Here is a 17141-nt window from a genome sequence, read left to right on the forward strand (position 1 = left end):
AAAAAAGGTCAAGGTAAATCAATCAAACCTTGACCTCATAGGCTGGGTGAGTTGCCAACTCTGTTTCTTCCTCTCCTTGTCTTAACAAGCGTAATCCATTCAAGATGACAAGTATCGTGGAGCCTTCATGAAATAACACAGCGAGTGGCAAATTCAATAAACCAAATAGGTTCCATATAACTAAGGCGAGAATCACCCCAACGGAAAATGTGACGTTTAAAGCAATAATTCGATTTAATCTGTGACTCAACTTAAAGCTATAAAAAAGTTTGGCTAAGTTGTTTTTCACAATAACAACATCAGAAGATTCCATTGCAACAGATGAACCGCTCCCCATCGCAATTCCGATATCCGCATTCGCAAGTGCAGGTGCATCATTGATTCCGTCACCGATCATTCCAACAACCTTCCCTGCTTGCTGGCTTTCATGGATGTACTTAATTTTATCTTCCGGCAAGCATGAAGCAGCATATTCGGTCGCACCAACTTCTTTTGCAACTTTTTTTGCAACCGTTTCGTTATCACCTGTTAGAAGCGCAACACGAATTCCATCATTTTGAAATCCTGCCACCGCGTCAGCCGATTCTTTCCGTACCCGGTCTGCAAGCGAGAAATAACCAACGATTTTGTTATCTTTTCCTACAAAAATATTCGTATTTCCGTCAACTGCCTTCTTTCGGTACTCATGAACATCCTCATAATGATCAAATGCAGAAGGTTTTCCGATTTGAATGGCACCTTTTTTCATTCCCGAACCAGCTACCTCTTCCACCGGTTCACTCCGATTAACTTGATCCAAATTCAAATCCTTAAATGTATCTACAACCGCCTTTGCAATTGGGTGACTGGACTGCTGCTCCATGTATACGACTTCTCTTAATACATCCTCATCTGCTGCGTATTCTACAACTTCGAAGTCACCATGTGTGAGTGTACCAGTCTTATCACTATAAAGCACATCCATTGTACTGAGTGCTTCCATTGCCGCCCCACCTTTGAACAACACACCATTCCTTGCCCCGTTGCTGATTGCACTGAGCGTTGCCGGTGTAGCGGATGCGACAAGTGCACATGGACTTGCCACTGTCAGCATAACCATCCCACGATAAAATGCTTCTTGAAAGCTGAAATCAGTAAATGTATAAAGAATGAAAACAAAAATCGGAACTCCTACCAACACACTGATCACATATTTCGTTTCAATCCGGTCGATAAATTTCGATACTTTGGACGGGCGGTTTTGTGCTTCTTCAACCATCCGAATAATATTGGAAAAAATAGTCTCATCACTTGATTTGTTTACCTTTAGATAAAAAGCATTTCCTTCATTAACGGTTCCTGCAAATACTTCGTGCCCTTTTTCTTTACGGACAGGTACAGACTCTCCGGTTAATGCAGCTTCGTTTACCATTGTCTGCCGGTCCGTGAGTCCATCAATTGGGATTAAGTCTCCTTTTGATACAACGACTATGTCCCCCACCTTTAAATCTTCTGTAGGTATCTCGACAACTGTACCATTATCTTTTATAACTTGTGCAATTGAGGGAATGTGGGACATGAGCTCAGAAATGGCGTTAGTGGATTTAGCCGACGCATAATCTTCAAGTGCTTCCGCTCCAGCGAAAATGAGCAGCAAAATCGCTCCTTCTGATTCATACTGAATGGTAACCGCACCAAGCGCAGCCAAGATCATAAGTAAGTCAACATTAGGAGACTTCGATTGAACGGTATCCACTATTGCATTCTTCGCAGCAAAAAAGCCTAAAAAGAAAATGGCTGCATAAAATGAAAGACGGCTTGCCATTTCAACAAAAGGCATGAGAATAAATCCGAGAATGATAAAAAATATACCAATAAGCAGAAACTGGCCTGGACGGCTTTTGACTAGATAGTTGAACATGTTACGCATCCTTTCTAAAAGAAAATTTAACCGCTTAAACTACATAAATTATTAATTTATAATTATTATAAATTAATAATACCATTAGAAAGGATTTACATCAACAAAAAAAGCAGCCTATAGCATAAGATGCGGTACATTTTATCCCGGTGTAACCGTCCGTAACCCCCCCACTGATTGAAGTTTCACTTTATCACATTATCTTTTAAAAAACTTTTTCTAATTTACTCACTTCCTTTTTTACTTCACGAGGCAAATCGAGGAATGGCTGAATATCCTGTACGTATTCTAAAATCCCCACGTATTCCCCATTTTCATCAAATACACCTTTATACGTGATATGGATAACGTTCCCTTCTTTTTTGAACCACATCGTTTCCGAGGTGCGTTTTTTTGTTTTCAGATCACGGATCAGTTGCATAACCTTCTTCAGACTTTTCGGTGGATGGCAATTTGCGACATTCCGCCCAATCGAGCTTGGGGTTCGCACAAACATCATATCAGCCGCTTCTACTTTTTCATTGAAATATTTGAATATATCGTTCTTATCAACGAATGTTATTTCTAACGGCAAGTTGTTCAAAATAATATCCGCTTCCTTCATCGTTAAATATCCGCCGACGAACGGCAAAACGGCAAATGTCTCTCGCTTCGTTCCAATTCCAGTTCACTATTTCCCTTTCCTTGTTGCATAAGCCACACCCGTTCAGATTGCCACTCTTCTTGCGGGTAATAAGACAATAACCGAATACATTACTTTCCGTTGCAATTTGCAACCAATCCTTCTCTGTGAAGACGGTCTTCATTAGCGACAATAGAAATGCCTCTTCGTCAAACAGCATCTCTTTCATTTTCTGCTCAAAAAGACGATATGACTTTACTATATAGAAAAATTCTATTTCGGGGAGTTGCTCCATCATTCGTTTTGTCCCCTTGTATAACGTACGGATCCGGTCATCATTCCCCCACATGATCCGGCAAGGTGATTGCCATTTTTTAATTCCTGTACAATTAATTGGATGGTTGTCATGTCTACATCTTGAATCTGCCGTGCAAGGCATGTTTCGATGATTTCTGATGACTCTCCCCTCTGCAAACGAAGCAATATAGCTTTTAATCCATCTATTAGTTCCTTATTAATCGGAGCGTTAACCATTTCCTCACCATCCTTTAATATTCTCATATCAAGTATAAGCGAGGAAAAGTCATCCGTAGAGGGTTCTTGCAATTGTTCACAAATTGTTTAAGTATGGTCACTTCGATGGGTTACGCATTTTGTTTATACCTTCCTCACAACAGTCACCCTCCGTATAAACAGATAGCTAATTAGATATAATCCAATACCAATTAGGAAGATTGTTACAAAAGTCAGCATGGACACATCAGGTATAAGATTCACAAACGCTTCAATTAACCAGCCTTCAAAAAGACCGTACATAGTTACGACTAGTAATACCCCCAAGGTAATTCTTCCACCTAATAAACCAAAATGGTAAAATATTAATCCGATGATAAATAGTAATGCCATGAGAAAGAACATAACGAATGTATCAATAACTGTTCTTGTTAACCAAGTATCTGAGAGCAGCATAGCAGGATGTCCAAAGATATAATTTGTAATACCGAATAGATTGAGGAGACGTTCGAAAATCAATTGCAATGTATTCCCTGCTACTGCGATGAATAGAGAATAACCGAAGAAGAAGTACATATAGCTCAGAAAAATATTTTTCCGAATCGCACCCATTTTCAACCCGAATGGAATATCCTTCTTAACACTTTGAAAAGCTATAATCGCAACATTCGTATAGGTTGCAAACGGAAACGCCCAAAAAAATTGACTATCTGCTACATCCATTAGGAAATAAGCCATAATACTAGTTGCAACCGTAATTGTAATAAGAATCAACCAAAATATCTTCACTTGATGCTTCATATCTTGTGCATAATAATAAATGAGTCCTTTTACTTGGTTATTCATACGTGTGTGCTCCTTTCTTCTCTGTTAAATAAATCATTAATTCTTGTATAGGTATTCCTTCTGCATCTAACCCGAATTCCTTCGCTTCTTCTATGGAACCATAGGTATAGACAATAGCATTTCCAGCCAGATCTTTTCGTTCGATTACTTCTTTATCCTGTAAAAAATCATCAACCTTTTCTGCTGGTCCAGATACGGCTACCGTTTTCGCCCTTAATACTTCTGAATCCTCTTGCAAAACAACAGATCCTTCCTGCAAAATTATTACTTCTTCAAACATTAAACTCACCTCATCAATTAAATGAGTGGAAAAGATTATTGTTCTTGGATAATCCTCATAATCTTCCAATAATAATTCATAAAAACGTTTCCGAGATGGGGCGTCCATGCCAATATATGGTTCATCGAAAACGGTAATCGGGGCCCTGCTTGCTAAGCCAACCGTAATACCTAAGGCAGACTCCATTCCTTTTGATAAAGCTTTTATCTTTAGACGGGTCGTCAAGTTAAATTCCTTCAATAAATCTTCAGCAAAAGATTGGTCCCAATTCGGATAAAAGTAAGAGAATATCTTTAACACATCTTTGATTTTCAGCTCTTTCGGGAAATTATCGGATTCCTTAATCAAGCAAATTGATTCCATCAATTCCTGCTGATCGAATGAATTTTCACCATTAATTTTTATTTCACCACTGGTTGGCATGATTTGGCCACTGAGAATATTCATGAATGTCGTTTTCCCAGCACCGTTTCTCCCTAGCAGACCGTAAATTTTATTTTCCTCGAGGGTAAAAAATACATGATTTAATGCATACTGTTCACCATACCTCTTACTTAGATTATTCACTTCAATCTTCATTTCCTTCATCCTTCCTTTGTAACATTTCTATAAGCTCCTCATCTGTCATTTGCAGCTTTTTTGCTTCTTCTTTGAGTGGCAGCATGTAATTGTCATAGAAGGTCTGTTTTCTTTTCTTCATCACAATCTCTTTTGCTGTGTCAGTAACAAACATGCCGACCCCTCTCCTTTTTACTAATATTCCTTCTCCTACAAGTTCATTAATCCCTTTTCCAGCAGTAGCAGGATTAATTTGATAAAAGGCAGCAAATTCATTCGTGGATGGCACCCGTGTCCCTGTCTGATAAGTTTCATCCATAATCGAGTCCTCAATCAAATCCTTAATCTGCATGAAAATTGGCTTGCTATCATCTAATTTTTTATTCATTTAAGTTCATCCCTTAGTTGGTTAGTTACTTATGTAATTAACCCTATAACATATTCAGATAAATGTCAATCCTATTTGAATTTGTATTGAAATAAACATGAAAAAACTCGGGATTCTTAGGAAAGAAAACCCGAGTGATTATTGGATTTAGACCAGCTTTTGCAAAATGGTATGATTACAATAGTCGTGGACGTAATACTAGTTTTTAACTTCTTCCTTTGTAAATCGATTTTTTGGTTTCTTTAGACCAAGATGTTCGCGTAGTGTGTCACCTTCGTAATCCAATCGGAATAAACCTCTTTCCTGTAATATTGGAACTACCAATTCCACAAAATCCTCTAAATCCCTTGGTAGTAGCGGGAATTGTATCATAAAGCCATCTGTTGCCTTTTCCTTAAACCATTTTTCCATCTCATCTGCTACTTGTGTTGGTGTACCAATAAATCCATCCCTTTTAGCAGCACCGAAAAATCTTGTGTAGAGATCACCAACCTTGAGATTCTCTTCCTGAATGATTCTTTTCATTTCATTGAATTGGCTTTGAATACTATTTACTCTCGGAAATTCCACTTCTTTTGCTGGCGTATCTAGAGAATATTTAGAGAAATCCACATTTCCCATATATCCAGAAACAAACTTTAAACTTTCATATGGATCGATTAGTTTTTGCAACTCATTATATTTTTCTTGTGCAATTGCTTCCGTTTCTCCTACGATTGGTGATATTCCATGCAGAATGTGAAGCTCCTCTTCCCTTCTCCCAAACTCATTTAATTGTGACTTTAATTTTTGATAAAATTGTTTCGATTCTTCGATAGTATCCCAATGGGTAAAAACAACTTCAGCAGTACGAGCGGCCAGTCTTTGGCCTGGAACGGAAGCACCTGCCTGAATGATGACCGGCTGGCCTTGCTCTGACCTTGCAATATTTAATGGTCCTTTTACCGAAAAATACTCACCACTGTAATGAAGCTCATGAACCTTATTCGGATCATAAAACTCCCCAGTTTCTTTATTATATATAAAAGCATCATCTTCCCAAGAATCCCACAGTCCCTTCACAATATCTACGAACTCCTCAGCTCGCTCATATCGGTGATCATGTTCCCAATGATTTTCTCGACTAAAGTTTAATGCAGTCTGTCCTGTAGCATCAGCAGTTGTGACTACATTCCATGCAGCACGGCCATCACTTATGTGATCAACAGAAGCAAATTGACGTGCAAGGGTATATGGTTCGTTGTATGTTGTCGAAGAGGTAGCTCCGACCCCTATTTTCTCCGTTGCTGATGCTAAAGCCGTTATTAGTACAACTGGATCGAATCGATTCAATATTTGTGGGTGTGACTCGTGATTAATTGCCAGGCTATCTGCAATAAAAGCAATATCGAACTTTCCTTTTTCAGCAATCTGGGCTAACTTTTGCAAGGCCCTCACATCAATATTCGCATTTGGATTTACTGTTGGATGTTGCCAGGAAGCAACATGCATTCCTGTTCCAATTAAATAAGCTGCTAATTTTATTTGTCTTTTAGTCACTTTTCTCTCCCCTTAATTTATTAAACTTAATCTCTAGTTACTTGAATAGGACTCTTTGTAATTACTTAATTCTTCTAAAGAAATAATTGTTGGAAGATAATTTCCTTTGTAAGTTTCCTCAATAAATTTAGCTGTATCATCGGATTGATAAATTTCTACTACTTTTTGAAATGTTTCATTGTCTTTATCCTGTTCTCTTGCCGCAATAACATTTATATAGGGCTTCGCGGTTTCACTTTCATGAATAAGTGCATCTTTTAATGTTAGTCCCGCCTCTAATGAGACTCCGTTATTAATCACCGAACCAGCCGTATCTTCCATTACACGGGGTGTGTTCGCACTATCTACAGGAACAATTTCAATATTTTTTGGATTCTCTTTAATTTTATCTTCTCCGCCATATCCATCAAAGTCATCGACAACAGTTAATAAACCGGCTTCTTGTAATAACAGTAATGCCCTCCCCCAGTTGGGAGCATCATTTGGAACAGCTACCTGTGCTTCATCTGGGATATCATTTATCGTTTGATAAGTACTGGAGTACAAACCAAGCGGAGCAATAATTGTTGTACCAATTGGAACAATATCTGAAGAGGTATTCTCATTAAATGAATCAAGATATGCAACGTGTTGGAATGCATTTATATCGATATCTCCTTCTATCAAGGCCTGATTAGGATCATATGCAGAGGAGAAATTAACAATTTCAATTTCTATTCCTTCTTCCTCCGCTTGTTTTTTTAAATATTCCCACGTCCTAAGTTCGGAATTTCGAATACCGACCTTAACTTTTGATTTTTCTGCTTCTGCACTAGAATTATTTGAACACGCAACTAATAATAGACCAAAGACTAAAAGAATAGGAAAGATCCACTTTTTCATCATCATGCCTCCTGACTAATTTACTGCCTTAATTACATTCTTCTTGCCTTGCGTTCCAATCTATTTCCTATTTCTTGAACTCCCTGGACAATAATCACTAAAATAATAACTGTTACAAGAATTGTGATTGAACTAAAACGCTGGTAGCCATATGTGATTGCTACATCACCTAATCCCCCACCACCAATCGCTCCAGCCATTGCCGTTGCTCCAACTAAACCGATTGTCGCCGTCGTTAAACTTAATATTAAAGAAGAGAAGGCTTCCGGCATTAAAAAGCGATAGATGATTTGAAGTGGTGTCGCCCCCATAGCTTTTGCTGCTTCAATAATCCCTTCATCCACTTCTAATAAAGAATTTTCTACTAATCTTGAAAAATAAGGTCCAATGTGAAGTACAAGCGGAACAATTGCTGCCGTCGTTCCGATTGATGTACCAGCAATCAGCCTTGTAAATGGAATAATAGCCACAAGTAAAATAATAAATGGAATTGAACGAAAAATATTAACAATTGGATTTACAACCGAATAAATCAACCGGTTTTCAAGAATATGACCTTTTCTTGTAACAACTAATAATATTCCTAAGAAAATCCCGATCAATCCTCCGAAAAAGAGTGAGACACTAACCATGTAAAGCGTTTCCCACAAAGCGTTCAATATCAATTCCGCGCTCACTTCCATCTTCAAAAACCTCCTTTACTTTTACGTTTTGCTTCATAATAAATTCAATTGCCCGCTTAATTTCATACTCATCACCAATTAACTCTACAATTAAATTACCAAAAGGAATGCCTTGCAATTCTGTAATATTGCCAAACAAAACATTGATTTCCACAGGATAAACTTTTGCCGTTTTTGAAATGATCGGTTGTCCCGAGTTAATTCCAAAAAATTCAATTTTAAAAATACGACTAAAGTGACTATTTTCTTTCAACAATCGATAGACACTTATGGGAACTTCATCCCGAACAACTGATTTGACGAATTTACGTGTTGTATCCGTCTTCGGATGGGCAAAAATATCATAGACATTTCCTGATTCAATAATTTGGCCATCTTCCATGACAGCAACTCGATTGCAAATTTGTTTAATCACTTCCATCTCATGTGTAATAATTAATATTGTGATTTTATATTCTTCATTTACTTGTTTTAATAAATTTAGTATCGATTTTGTCGTTTCTGGATCTAGTGCCGACGTAGGCTCATCACACAGTAATATAGAAGGATTTGTAACAAGCGCACGAGCGATTCCAACACGCTGCTTTTGCCCGCCTGACAGCTGTTCTGGATAATTTTCAGCCTTCTCTTCTATACCAACAAAACGAAGGATTTCATATACACGATTTTCTACTGCTTTCTTATTATATCCACTTAACAATAAAGGCATTGCTACGTTATGGAAAACAGTCTTAGAATGGACTAGATTAAAATGCTGGAAAATCATCCCGATATCCTTCTTCGCCTCACGTATTTCATGCTGGGATAGGTTTGCTAAATTCCTTCCCTCAACAATCACTTCACCTGATGTCGGATACTCTAATAAGTTAACGGTACGTAAGAGTGTACTTTTACCAGCTCCACTGAAACCTATTACCCCAAATATATCTCCTTTTTTAATCGTTAAATTTATATCTTTTAATGCTTCTACTTTATTCCCATTACTTTCAAACACCTTCGAAGTCTGGTGGAATTCTATCAATATAACCCCTCCTTTTCTTCCTCTGATTTACATTAAAATGCTGGAACGACTGCTTCTCCGTAATTTTCAAGGATGAACCCTCTAACTTTCTCCGTTGTCAACGCATCTATAAGCTTTTGAACCGGTTCACTATCCTTGTTGTCTGGCCTAGACACAAGCACATTCACATATGGTGAGTCGGCTCCTTCAATGATCAATGAATCTTCTAATGGGTTAAAATCAGCTTCAAGCGCATAGTTTGTATTAATTGCTGCAGCTTCCACATCATCCAGTGAATGAACTAAGAGTGGTGGATCGACTGGAACAAATTCTAGATTTTTACTATTCTCTGTTATATCTTCTAGTAAGAAGTCACCTGATTTCGTTTCATCTAATTCAATAATTCCATTATCTGCAAATAATTCGAGTGCCCTTGAGAAATTTGAAGGATTATTCGGTATGGCGATTTGTGCTCCCTCGGATAATTCATCAATTGAATTAATTTCCTTTGAGTAGATGCCAAACGGTTCAATGTGAATCCCTTCCACGACTACTAAATCCAATCCACTATCTTCGTTAACTTGCTCCAAATACGGAGTGTGCTGAAAGAAGTTCACATCCAAATCCCCATCTGCTGTCTGCTGATTTGTTTGAATGCCATCTGTAGTAATCACTATTTCTAAATCGATACCGTCTTCTTCCAAATCTGGTGCAATAAATTCCAATATTTCCGCATGAGGTACAGATGAAGCGCCAATCTTTAACGTAACTTGCTCATTCTCTGTAGTAGCTTCTGTTCCGCAACCTACAACTGCAAATACTACAATCATTATTAGTACTAAAAGAATAGTATTTTTGATCTTCATTTTGTTCACTCCTAACCGCTTTTTAAATGAGAATAATCACTTATTTCCATTCAGGTTCATTATTTAATTCTCTTTTTTTATCTTGTTTCAACTGGAATCCTTGTAGTAAAGACAGCGCACTTTCATACAAAAAGTAAGAAGCCTTAATTAATGATGATTCATCAATTGTAAAAGCAGGGTGATGCCAATCTTCATTTCCATTCGTTCCAAAGAAAACAAAAGCACCAGGAATTTGTTGCTGATAAAAGGCGAAATCTTCTCCCCCCATTGTCGGTTCTGGATCTACCGTGTTTAAGCCTTGTTGTTGTGCAGCTTGGTAGATAGTTTCTATTGTTTCTGTGTCATTTATCACTGGGGGCGGTCCGGGAAACCAATCAATAATAGCCTCTCCCGAATATGCACGGACTGTATTTTCTACAATAGTTTGTACACTTCCTTTAATTTCTTCGCGAATTCTATCATTAAACGTTCGTGTCGTTCCTTCCAAAGTCACCTCACCCGGAATGACGTTCCACGTAGTTCCGCCTGTTATTCTAGTGACGCTGACAACAGCACTTTCTAATGGGGATATATTTCTGCTTACAATGGAATGAAGCGCCGTAACCATCTGTGAAGATGCAAGGATTGGATCTTTACCATTCTGCGGAATGGCGGCATGACTTCCTTTCCCCTTAACTGTAATCCGAAAGCGATCGACAGAGGCCATCACCGGTCCTGCTTTTAAACCAATTGTTCCAACTGGTAACTCAGGCTTATTATGAAGCCCAATAATTGCCTCCACTCCTTCAAGTTGCCCGTCATCAATCACCTGCTCTGCTCCACCACCTATCTCTTCAGCTGGCTGAAAAATGAATCTAATATTTCCTTTCAGCTTATTTTGATTTTTTTTTAATAGATAAGCTGCTCCGATTAATGCGGCGGTGTGGAAATCATGGCCACAAGCATGCATCACACCTTTAACTTTTGAAGCGTAAGATAAGCCCGTCTGTTCCTCAATCGGCAGTGCATCGATATCTGCCCGAAGCGCAATTGTCGGTCCCGGGCTTTTACCTTGTAATTGTGCGAATACTCCGGTTTTTAAGCTTGTTTTCCTCACATGAATCCCAGTATCCTGTAATTGCTTTTGAATAAATTTCGTTGTTTCAAATTCTTGGAGTGATAACTCAGGGTACTGATGTAAATAACGCCTAATTGAAATTAAATATTCCTGTAAATCAGATTGAATCATACAATTATCCCCCTCTAAACATCTAGTCTATAGCATTTACATAAAATATCTTCTCTCACAAAATCCTTTGACTCATCTCTTCTAAAACCGAACCCCTTATAAAGTTGGATCGCTCCATCCATAAACTCAGTTGTATGCAAATACATATTAGATTGCCCAGAAGTTTTGACTTCATTGATGGCAGTTGCTAATAATGCTTTTCCAACACCATAACCTCTAGCACGAGGAAGAACTGCTAATAATCGAATGATTGGTGCTTGAATTTCAAGTTCCGGCTTTCCATATGCCTTTTCCGATGACTTAAATAGTTGCAAGCTACCTATAATTTCCTGATTCCGTTTGGCTACCAATATTTTATCTACATTTGGACTGTCAACGGATGAGACAATTTTCCTTGAATAATCCTTCCATCCTTGCGGCGAATAATAACGCTCATACTGTTGATAACTTTCGCTTAAAACTTGACGAAGAATCTCAGCTTCGTCTATAAACAACTCACTTACTATAATTGGATTGCTTATTAATTTACCCATCGTTACCCCCAATTAATTTATTTAATATATTGTGGATTCAACCTTCTTCGTTAATTGGAATGGACTTAGTAGTTGGAAGGAACGTAGACGTTCTTCTTTTTTCCGCAGCGGAGTGTGTAGAATAAATTCGTCTATTTTGTACGTTTCATGAAGTCGGTTCAATTCACCATTCACAAATTCTTTCGTACCAGCAATAATATCTGCCGCCTTTTCTTCTACTTCAAATGGGCCTTCTGCCTGACTTTTATATGCCTGCACTTGCTCTTTTGATTGAACGGTTAATGTCCTCCCATCATGCAGATGTAAGATATATAATTTATGGTCTTTTGCTAATTCCTCAGCTTCTTGTTGTGTAGGTGCTGCTAAGACTGCTAAAGCGACAATACATTTTCCCTCATTAAAATTATCCTTATAGGTTCGAACTGTTTCTTGAAGCAATTCCTCATCACTATTTAAGAAGCCTGCAAAAACAAAGTTAACCCCTAAATCCGCTGCAAAAGTTGCACTAACGGTACTTCCTCCAAGCAAATAAATTTCTGGCTTCTTTTCTGGCTTTGGTAAAGCCTGAATACCTGCAAGTGGGTGACTATTTTTGATGGAATCGTCAATTAAATCCCTTAAAAAGGTTAAGCGTTCATTAAAGTCATTTCCATTCTTTAAATTTCCATGTTGTAAAGCTCTTGTAGATAATGGTAATCCTCCAGGTGCTTTTCCAATTCCAAGATCTACTCTTCCAGGAGCAAGGCTTGCTAACAGATTAAAGTTCTCCGCAACTTTATATGGACTATAATGTTGTAACATCACTCCACCTGATCCTATTTGGATTGAACTTGTATGTGCCAACAAATGTGAGATTAATACTTCTGGTGATGAACCAGCTACTTGCTCCATATGATGATGCTCTGCCACCCAGAACCGAGAATAGCCCCATGCTTCTGCCTCTTTCACCAATTGAATCGTGTCTTGTAATGCATCGGTGGCCGTCTTTCCTTCAAATACTGGACTTTGATCAAGAATTCCAAGTTGATAGCTCATTAATTTCCCCCATTTTTTGTTACTTTTTAATTAAAAAAAGACAGCTTTCTATTCTAGTAGATTAGAAGGCTGCCTTTAGTTGTCTAATCGGCATATTTATCACTCATTAACGTTCTGTAATAGCTCCACTGAATGATATCTCACTTCATGAAGTTCGCTGTTTTTTACCTTGTGGCTGGTAACGTTTTTTCTCTGTTGTTTCTATTTGGGTAATCTCATCATCATGAACGGTTATAATTAAGTTTCCATATTTTAATTTTTTTAATTCAGTTACGATGTCTGCGATTTTTTTATCATTAACATTTGCCACATAATCCCCCCTTTCCAGAGTATTTTTTAATTTAAAACTAAAAAACCCCTTCTTTTCAAATAAGAAGAGGTTTTAATTATACTTATCACCCTTCTTATCTACCAAGCACATCGGCTTGCTGGAATTGGCACAGTGCTTCAAAAAGTCTGTTGCCGAGGCATCAAAGGGCCAGTCCCTCCACCTCTCTGGATAAGAAAATATTTATTTAATTGTATTCGAATACGTTATAGATCTTTACATAACAAACGATACTCACTATAAAAAGATTACTTTTATTCTGATATTTCCTATAGTAACACTCAGGATTTACAATGTCAAGCATACTTTAAACATAACCGAAATTCGAACTTTATTAGTTATCCGTTGTAAGTTAATGCTACCTATCCTAAGAAACACTAGCACTTATGACAATATATTATGATATAAGTGGTAATTTATTTTCATTAACATGAACAGAAATCTTACACAAAATTTATTCTAGGTTAATGAATTTCATAATACGTATTTAATGCTTCACCATCACCATATGTAGTTGAGTTGGTTCGTTCCCAACTACATACGGTGATGGGAAAGCCGACTTTGGTAATTATGAAATTCATTCAAGTAAGTAAAACCTGAACTTGCCTATAATAATTTCGCCATATTATATTCAACCACAAATTCATCATCTATGAGTAAAGAGTGTCTTTTTGTCCCTTCCATTTCAAATTCAGCCTTCTTATACAGCGATAATCCGGCTTCATTCTTCGTCGCAACGGTTAACTCTAATCGGTGAATATGATGCTGCTTAGCCCAATGGTCCAACTTTTTAAATAATTTCGTTCCAATTCCTTGCTCTCTTTTGCCTTGCAATATGCCGATTACAATATAAACAGAATGCTTATTTCTTCGGGCTTTTCCACCTATGGCGAAAAGATAACCCACTAAATCTTCATCCATTTCCGCTACAAGTATTGTAGAATTTTCACTGGCTTGCATACTTTCAATCATCTCTAATTGGTTATCTGCTTGAATCCTTCTTTCATCAGCTTCCCAAAGCATGTACTTTGCACTATTTCCAACCTCTTTTATAAGATAAGCTAACTTTTCTGCATCTGGTGATTTAACTCCCCTAATGATCAATCGTTTTCTCCCCTTACTCTATTTTGTTGTAATCAATCTTATTACAAAATACAATTTTAATTTTAAAATATTTCCTAAATCCCCCTTGACTTTTACACGGAATCTATGTAGAGTAAAAATTACCAAAATTAAATATGTAATTCTCTTATCTAGAGAGGTGGAGGGACTGGCCCTTTGATACCTCGGCAACAGACTTTTTGAAGCACTGTGCCAATTCCAGTAGCGTTACGCTTGAAGATAAGAAGAGAAACCGAAATTGTAATTAAACCTCTTCTTACTTAAGAAGGGGTTTTTTAATATTTTATTTTAAAAAATAAGGAGGAGAAGTAATGAAACGTACTTTAGAACAAAGGTTGAAAGATGGAACAGTTATTGTCGGAGAAGGATATTTATTTGAATTGGAGCGGAGGGGCTATTTACAAGCAGGGTCATTTGTGCCTGAAGTTGCACTAGAAAACCCAGAAGCACTTAAACAGACCTATAGAGATTTTATGAATGCCGGGTCCGATGTAATCTTAGCATTTACGTATAATGGTCACCGAGAAAAACTTCGCATTATTGGTAAAGAAGATTTATTAGAGCCACTAAACCGGAGTGCCATTCGTTTGGCGAAAGAAGTAGCCAAAGAACATCCAACTGAGGAGGCACTTGTTGCAGGAAATATTTCAAATACAAATATTTTTGACCCAAATGACCCAGCTTCTAAAGAACAAGTGAGAAGTATGTTTGCAGAAATGGTGAAATGGTGTAAGGAAGAAGGCGTTGACTACATTGTTGGTGAAACATTTTATTATCATGAAGAGGCATTAATTGCCTTGGAAGAAATTCAAAAACAAGGTATACCTGCAGTCATTACGCTAGCCTTATTTGGAGAGAATATTCTAAGGGATGGATATACTGCAGATGAATCATGTAAGATTCTTTCTCAGGAAGGTGCATTAGTTGTTGGTCTGAACTGTTTCCGCGGACCGGATACAATGCATTCATACTTAGTGGACATCCGAAAAAATGTAGATGGCTATGTGGGCGCTCTGCCAATTCCATACCGTACGACAGAAGAAAATCCAACATTCTTTAATTTGCCTGATGCTGGATGTAGCTGCACATTGCCGACGGAAACAACTTTCCCGACTGCACTTGATCCGCTTTACCATAACCGTTTCGAATTAGCCGAGTGGGCAAAAGAAGCAAAAGATATTGGGATAAATTATATCGGCCTATGCTGCGGGGCTTCACCTGCAATGCTTAGAGAAGTTGCAGAGGCTGTCGGGGTTGAAACCGTGAATTCAAAGTTCTCTCCTAACATGGAGAAACACTTCTTATTTGGTAATGATGAAACACTTAAAAAGCACAACACAGAATATCGTACAAAGGCATAAGAGCATAGCTGATTTTAAATAAGTACCCAGAAGAGAAACTGAACATCTAATTTATTCGAATGAAATAGAATATAGTGCATACGAGCGATTAAGACTTCTCTATTCATTTAATCGTCTTTAAACAAAAAAAGCTCACCCTGCTAAAATACATTTGCTGCTGCCAGCACAAATCGATAGGGTGAGCTCTCTTCAATTTTTCTTAATCTAGCTCAATCGCTGTGGCCACGCTAACTCTTTCTTTGGTAATTCCATCTACATTATCCATTGCCCATTTAATAAATTCTATGACTCAACCGATTCAGATCAACTTAAATAAAAATTTTTAATTCCAAATCCTGGTAGTTTAGAAGATTTTATTGAACTAGTTGTTCTAGCAATGCAAAAAAGGGGTATTTACAGAACCGAATATAAAGGCCATACTTTTCGAGAACATCTAGGCTTAATATAATAGAATGTTTTTACTGATTCAGGTAGTAAAATAAGGAAAGCGGATGGTATTTATTAGGATAAATATATATTGGAAATAAATTGTAGGAGATCCGAACCCTTTTTTCGAAAGAATTCGGATCTTTGATGGGCGCCTGCATGAAATTATAACTTGGTAGCGGTATCCATTACAGACTTGGCAGCAGCCAGCGTCCTTGGTAGATATCCCCCACCTTAATAGCAACAAAAAGCATCCATTTTGTTCATCTTCTAGCATTTTCCTCAGCTTAAATTCTTTTTAAAATAACCAAATTAAAGATTTTGTTCATATATTTGCTGAACAATATTTTTAATTTCAGATCATCTCGCTCTTACAAGCGAGATGATAAAATAAGACTACAAACTATCATAACCATTCTTTTTTATATGACTTAGCCTTTCTCTATTTGAATTAACATTGCTTAAATGTGTTAAGACCACATATTATCCACGTCAATATCGTTTCGTTTATATGTTGTTGACTCGAACATTTTCTTTTCTTTAAATCCGAATATACTCGCAATAATGATTGCCGGAAATGCAACAATCCGTTTATTATGCACCGATACATTACTGTTGTAGTTGCGTCTTGCTGCCGATAATTTATCTTCAATTGCAATGATTGCTTGTTGTGTTTTACGAAATGCCTCATTAAATTTTGGATCAGGATAATTTTCCATCGTTGCCATTAAGTTAGGCATTGCTGCTTCAATTTGTATCCCCGCTTCAACTTTTTCATTCACTGAATCTGCTTGCGAAAAAGCACTTCTCATATTTGTTACTTTCGTTACAAGTTCCACTTCTCTTTTCGACTCTTCTTTTGCGGTTGAAATTACTTTTGTTAACATATCAAAACGCTCTTCCAAATATGTTTCAATGCCTCCAAAAGCTTCATCAACGTTAACCGCTGAGTGTTTCATTTTGTTATACGTTGAAATTGTATAAGACGCTATGAGTACTATTAATATGCCAATCGTAATTGCATAATACAT

Annotated in this window: 19 protein-coding genes and 2 riboswitches; of the genes, 1 reads left to right on the forward strand and 18 read right to left on the reverse strand. The window is 37.4% G+C overall.

The features are described 5' to 3' along the window. Positions 1–22: 22 nt before the first annotated feature. The 17 genes from L3V42_RS11020 to L3V42_RS11100 form a co-directional block, all read right to left on the reverse strand. Positions 23–1900, reverse strand: coding sequence for a heavy metal translocating P-type ATPase (locus L3V42_RS11020; protein WP_238471990.1), 1878 nt, complete (start codon positions 1898–1900; stop codon positions 23–25). 205 nt (positions 1901–2105) lie between these two features. Further along, positions 2106–2504: a PAS domain-containing protein gene (locus L3V42_RS11025; protein ID WP_235762826.1), complete on the reverse strand. Its 399-nt coding sequence runs from the start codon at positions 2502–2504 to the stop codon at positions 2106–2108. Further along, entirely contained in the window at positions 2449–2820 is a 372-nt protein-coding gene (locus L3V42_RS11030; RefSeq protein WP_238471991.1) for a hypothetical protein, read from the reverse strand. Before L3V42_RS11030 ends, L3V42_RS11025 begins: the two co-directional genes overlap by 56 nt. Beyond that, entirely contained in the window at positions 2817–3056 is a 240-nt protein-coding gene (locus L3V42_RS11035) for a DUF438 domain-containing protein (RefSeq protein WP_235762828.1), read from the reverse strand. The genes L3V42_RS11030 and L3V42_RS11035 overlap by 4 nt, the downstream gene beginning before the upstream one ends. Before the next feature lie 123 nt (positions 3057–3179). Beyond that, entirely contained in the window at positions 3180–3881 is a 702-nt protein-coding gene (locus tag L3V42_RS11040) for a hypothetical protein (RefSeq protein ID WP_235762829.1), read from the reverse strand. After that, positions 3874–4740: an ABC transporter ATP-binding protein gene (locus L3V42_RS11045; protein ID WP_235762830.1), complete on the reverse strand. Its 867-nt coding sequence runs from the start codon at positions 4738–4740 to the stop codon at positions 3874–3876. Before L3V42_RS11045 ends, L3V42_RS11040 begins: the two co-directional genes overlap by 8 nt. After that, positions 4730–5107, reverse strand: coding sequence for a GntR family transcriptional regulator (locus tag L3V42_RS11050; protein WP_235762831.1), 378 nt, complete (start codon positions 5105–5107; stop codon positions 4730–4732). The genes L3V42_RS11045 and L3V42_RS11050 overlap by 11 nt, the downstream gene beginning before the upstream one ends. A 198-nt stretch (positions 5108–5305) precedes the next feature. Continuing rightward, positions 5306–6646, reverse strand: a complete 1341-nt coding sequence (locus L3V42_RS11055; protein ID WP_310739812.1) for an LLM class flavin-dependent oxidoreductase — start codon at positions 6644–6646, stop codon at positions 5306–5308. A gap of 33 nt (positions 6647–6679) precedes the next feature. Then, entirely contained in the window at positions 6680–7528 is an 849-nt protein-coding gene (locus L3V42_RS11060) for a MetQ/NlpA family ABC transporter substrate-binding protein (RefSeq protein WP_235762858.1), read from the reverse strand. A 32-nt stretch (positions 7529–7560) separates the two neighbouring features. Continuing rightward, complete coding sequence (locus L3V42_RS11065) at positions 7561–8211, reverse strand: methionine ABC transporter permease (RefSeq protein ID WP_235762832.1); 651 nt, start codon at positions 8209–8211, stop codon at positions 7561–7563. After that, positions 8153–9232, reverse strand: a complete 1080-nt coding sequence (locus L3V42_RS11070) for a methionine ABC transporter ATP-binding protein (protein WP_235762833.1) — start codon at positions 9230–9232, stop codon at positions 8153–8155. The genes L3V42_RS11065 and L3V42_RS11070 overlap by 59 nt, the downstream gene beginning before the upstream one ends. Positions 9233–9264: 32 nt before the next feature. Further along, positions 9265–10071: a MetQ/NlpA family ABC transporter substrate-binding protein gene (locus L3V42_RS11075; RefSeq protein ID WP_439651890.1), complete on the reverse strand. Its 807-nt coding sequence runs from the start codon at positions 10069–10071 to the stop codon at positions 9265–9267. 46 nt (positions 10072–10117) lie between these two features. Then, complete coding sequence (locus tag L3V42_RS11080; protein WP_235762835.1) at positions 10118–11305, reverse strand: amidohydrolase; 1188 nt, start codon at positions 11303–11305, stop codon at positions 10118–10120. Between the two features lie 14 nt (positions 11306–11319). Further along, on the reverse strand, positions 11320–11838 hold the full coding sequence (locus L3V42_RS11085; protein ID WP_238471993.1) for a GNAT family N-acetyltransferase: 519 nt from the start codon (positions 11836–11838) through the stop codon (positions 11320–11322). Between the two features lie 21 nt (positions 11839–11859). Further along, positions 11860–12873, reverse strand: coding sequence for an LLM class flavin-dependent oxidoreductase (locus tag L3V42_RS11090; RefSeq protein ID WP_238471994.1), 1014 nt, complete (start codon positions 12871–12873; stop codon positions 11860–11862). 145 nt (positions 12874–13018) lie between these two features. Continuing rightward, a complete protein-coding gene (locus tag L3V42_RS11095) occupies positions 13019–13183 on the reverse strand; it encodes a DUF2292 domain-containing protein (protein WP_238471995.1) in 165 nt (54 codons plus the stop codon). Between the two features lie 91 nt (positions 13184–13274). Then, positions 13275–13379: riboswitch (SAM riboswitch) on the reverse strand. A 428-nt stretch (positions 13380–13807) separates the two neighbouring features. Beyond that, on the reverse strand, positions 13808–14305 hold the full coding sequence (locus tag L3V42_RS11100) for a GNAT family N-acetyltransferase (protein ID WP_238471996.1): 498 nt from the start codon (positions 14303–14305) through the stop codon (positions 13808–13810). Between the two features lie 142 nt (positions 14306–14447). Then, positions 14448–14549: riboswitch (SAM riboswitch) on the forward strand. An 85-nt stretch (positions 14550–14634) separates the two neighbouring features. Between L3V42_RS11100 and L3V42_RS11105 the strand changes: the two genes are divergently transcribed. Continuing rightward, positions 14635–15684 carry a homocysteine S-methyltransferase family protein gene (locus L3V42_RS11105; RefSeq protein WP_235762840.1) on the forward strand — a complete coding sequence of 350 codons (1050 nt, stop codon included), beginning with the start codon at positions 14635–14637 and terminating at the stop codon, positions 15682–15684. A gap of 896 nt (positions 15685–16580) precedes the next feature. Here L3V42_RS11105 and L3V42_RS11110 read toward each other — a convergent pair. Continuing rightward, positions 16581–17141, reverse strand: coding sequence for a LemA family protein (locus tag L3V42_RS11110; protein ID WP_235762841.1), 561 nt, complete (start codon positions 17139–17141; stop codon positions 16581–16583).

Origin of the sequence: Oceanobacillus alkalisoli, from assembly GCF_022213125.1 — a bacterium.
GTDB classification, from domain to species: Bacteria; Bacillota; Bacilli; order Bacillales; family Amphibacillaceae; genus Oceanobacillus; species Oceanobacillus alkalisoli.

Coding starts and splice junctions, on each gene's coding strand:
- L3V42_RS11020 (WP_238471990.1), bottom strand. CDS start 1,900: ATGTTCAACTATCTAGTCAAAAGCCGTCCAGGCCAGTTTCTGCTTATT.
- L3V42_RS11025 (WP_235762826.1), bottom strand. CDS start 2,504: ATGAAGGAAGCGGATATTATTTTGAACAACTTGCCGTTAGAAATAACA.
- L3V42_RS11030 (WP_238471991.1), bottom strand. CDS start 2,820: ATGATGGAGCAACTCCCCGAAATAGAATTTTTCTATATAGTAAAGTCA.
- L3V42_RS11035 (WP_235762828.1), bottom strand. CDS start 3,056: ATGGTTAACGCTCCGATTAATAAGGAACTAATAGATGGATTAAAAGCT.
- L3V42_RS11040 (WP_235762829.1), bottom strand. CDS start 3,881: ATGAATAACCAAGTAAAAGGACTCATTTATTATTATGCACAAGATATG.
- L3V42_RS11045 (WP_235762830.1), bottom strand. CDS start 4,740: ATGAAGATTGAAGTGAATAATCTAAGTAAGAGGTATGGTGAACAGTAT.
- L3V42_RS11050 (WP_235762831.1), bottom strand. CDS start 5,107: ATGAATAAAAAATTAGATGATAGCAAGCCAATTTTCATGCAGATTAAG.
- L3V42_RS11060 (WP_235762858.1), bottom strand. CDS start 7,528: ATGAAAAAGTGGATCTTTCCTATTCTTTTAGTCTTTGGTCTATTATTA.
- L3V42_RS11065 (WP_235762832.1), bottom strand. CDS start 8,211: ATGGAAGTGAGCGCGGAATTGATATTGAACGCTTTGTGGGAAACGCTT.
- L3V42_RS11080 (WP_235762835.1), bottom strand. CDS start 11,305: ATGATTCAATCTGATTTACAGGAATATTTAATTTCAATTAGGCGTTAT.
- L3V42_RS11085 (WP_238471993.1), bottom strand. CDS start 11,838: ATGGGTAAATTAATAAGCAATCCAATTATAGTAAGTGAGTTGTTTATA.
- L3V42_RS11090 (WP_238471994.1), bottom strand. CDS start 12,873: ATGAGCTATCAACTTGGAATTCTTGATCAAAGTCCAGTATTTGAAGGA.
- L3V42_RS11105 (WP_235762840.1), top strand. CDS start 14,635: ATGAAACGTACTTTAGAACAAAGGTTGAAAGATGGAACAGTTATTGTC.
- L3V42_RS11110 (WP_235762841.1), bottom strand. CDS start 17,141: ATGTATTATGCAATTACGATTGGCATATTAATAGTACTCATAGCGTCT.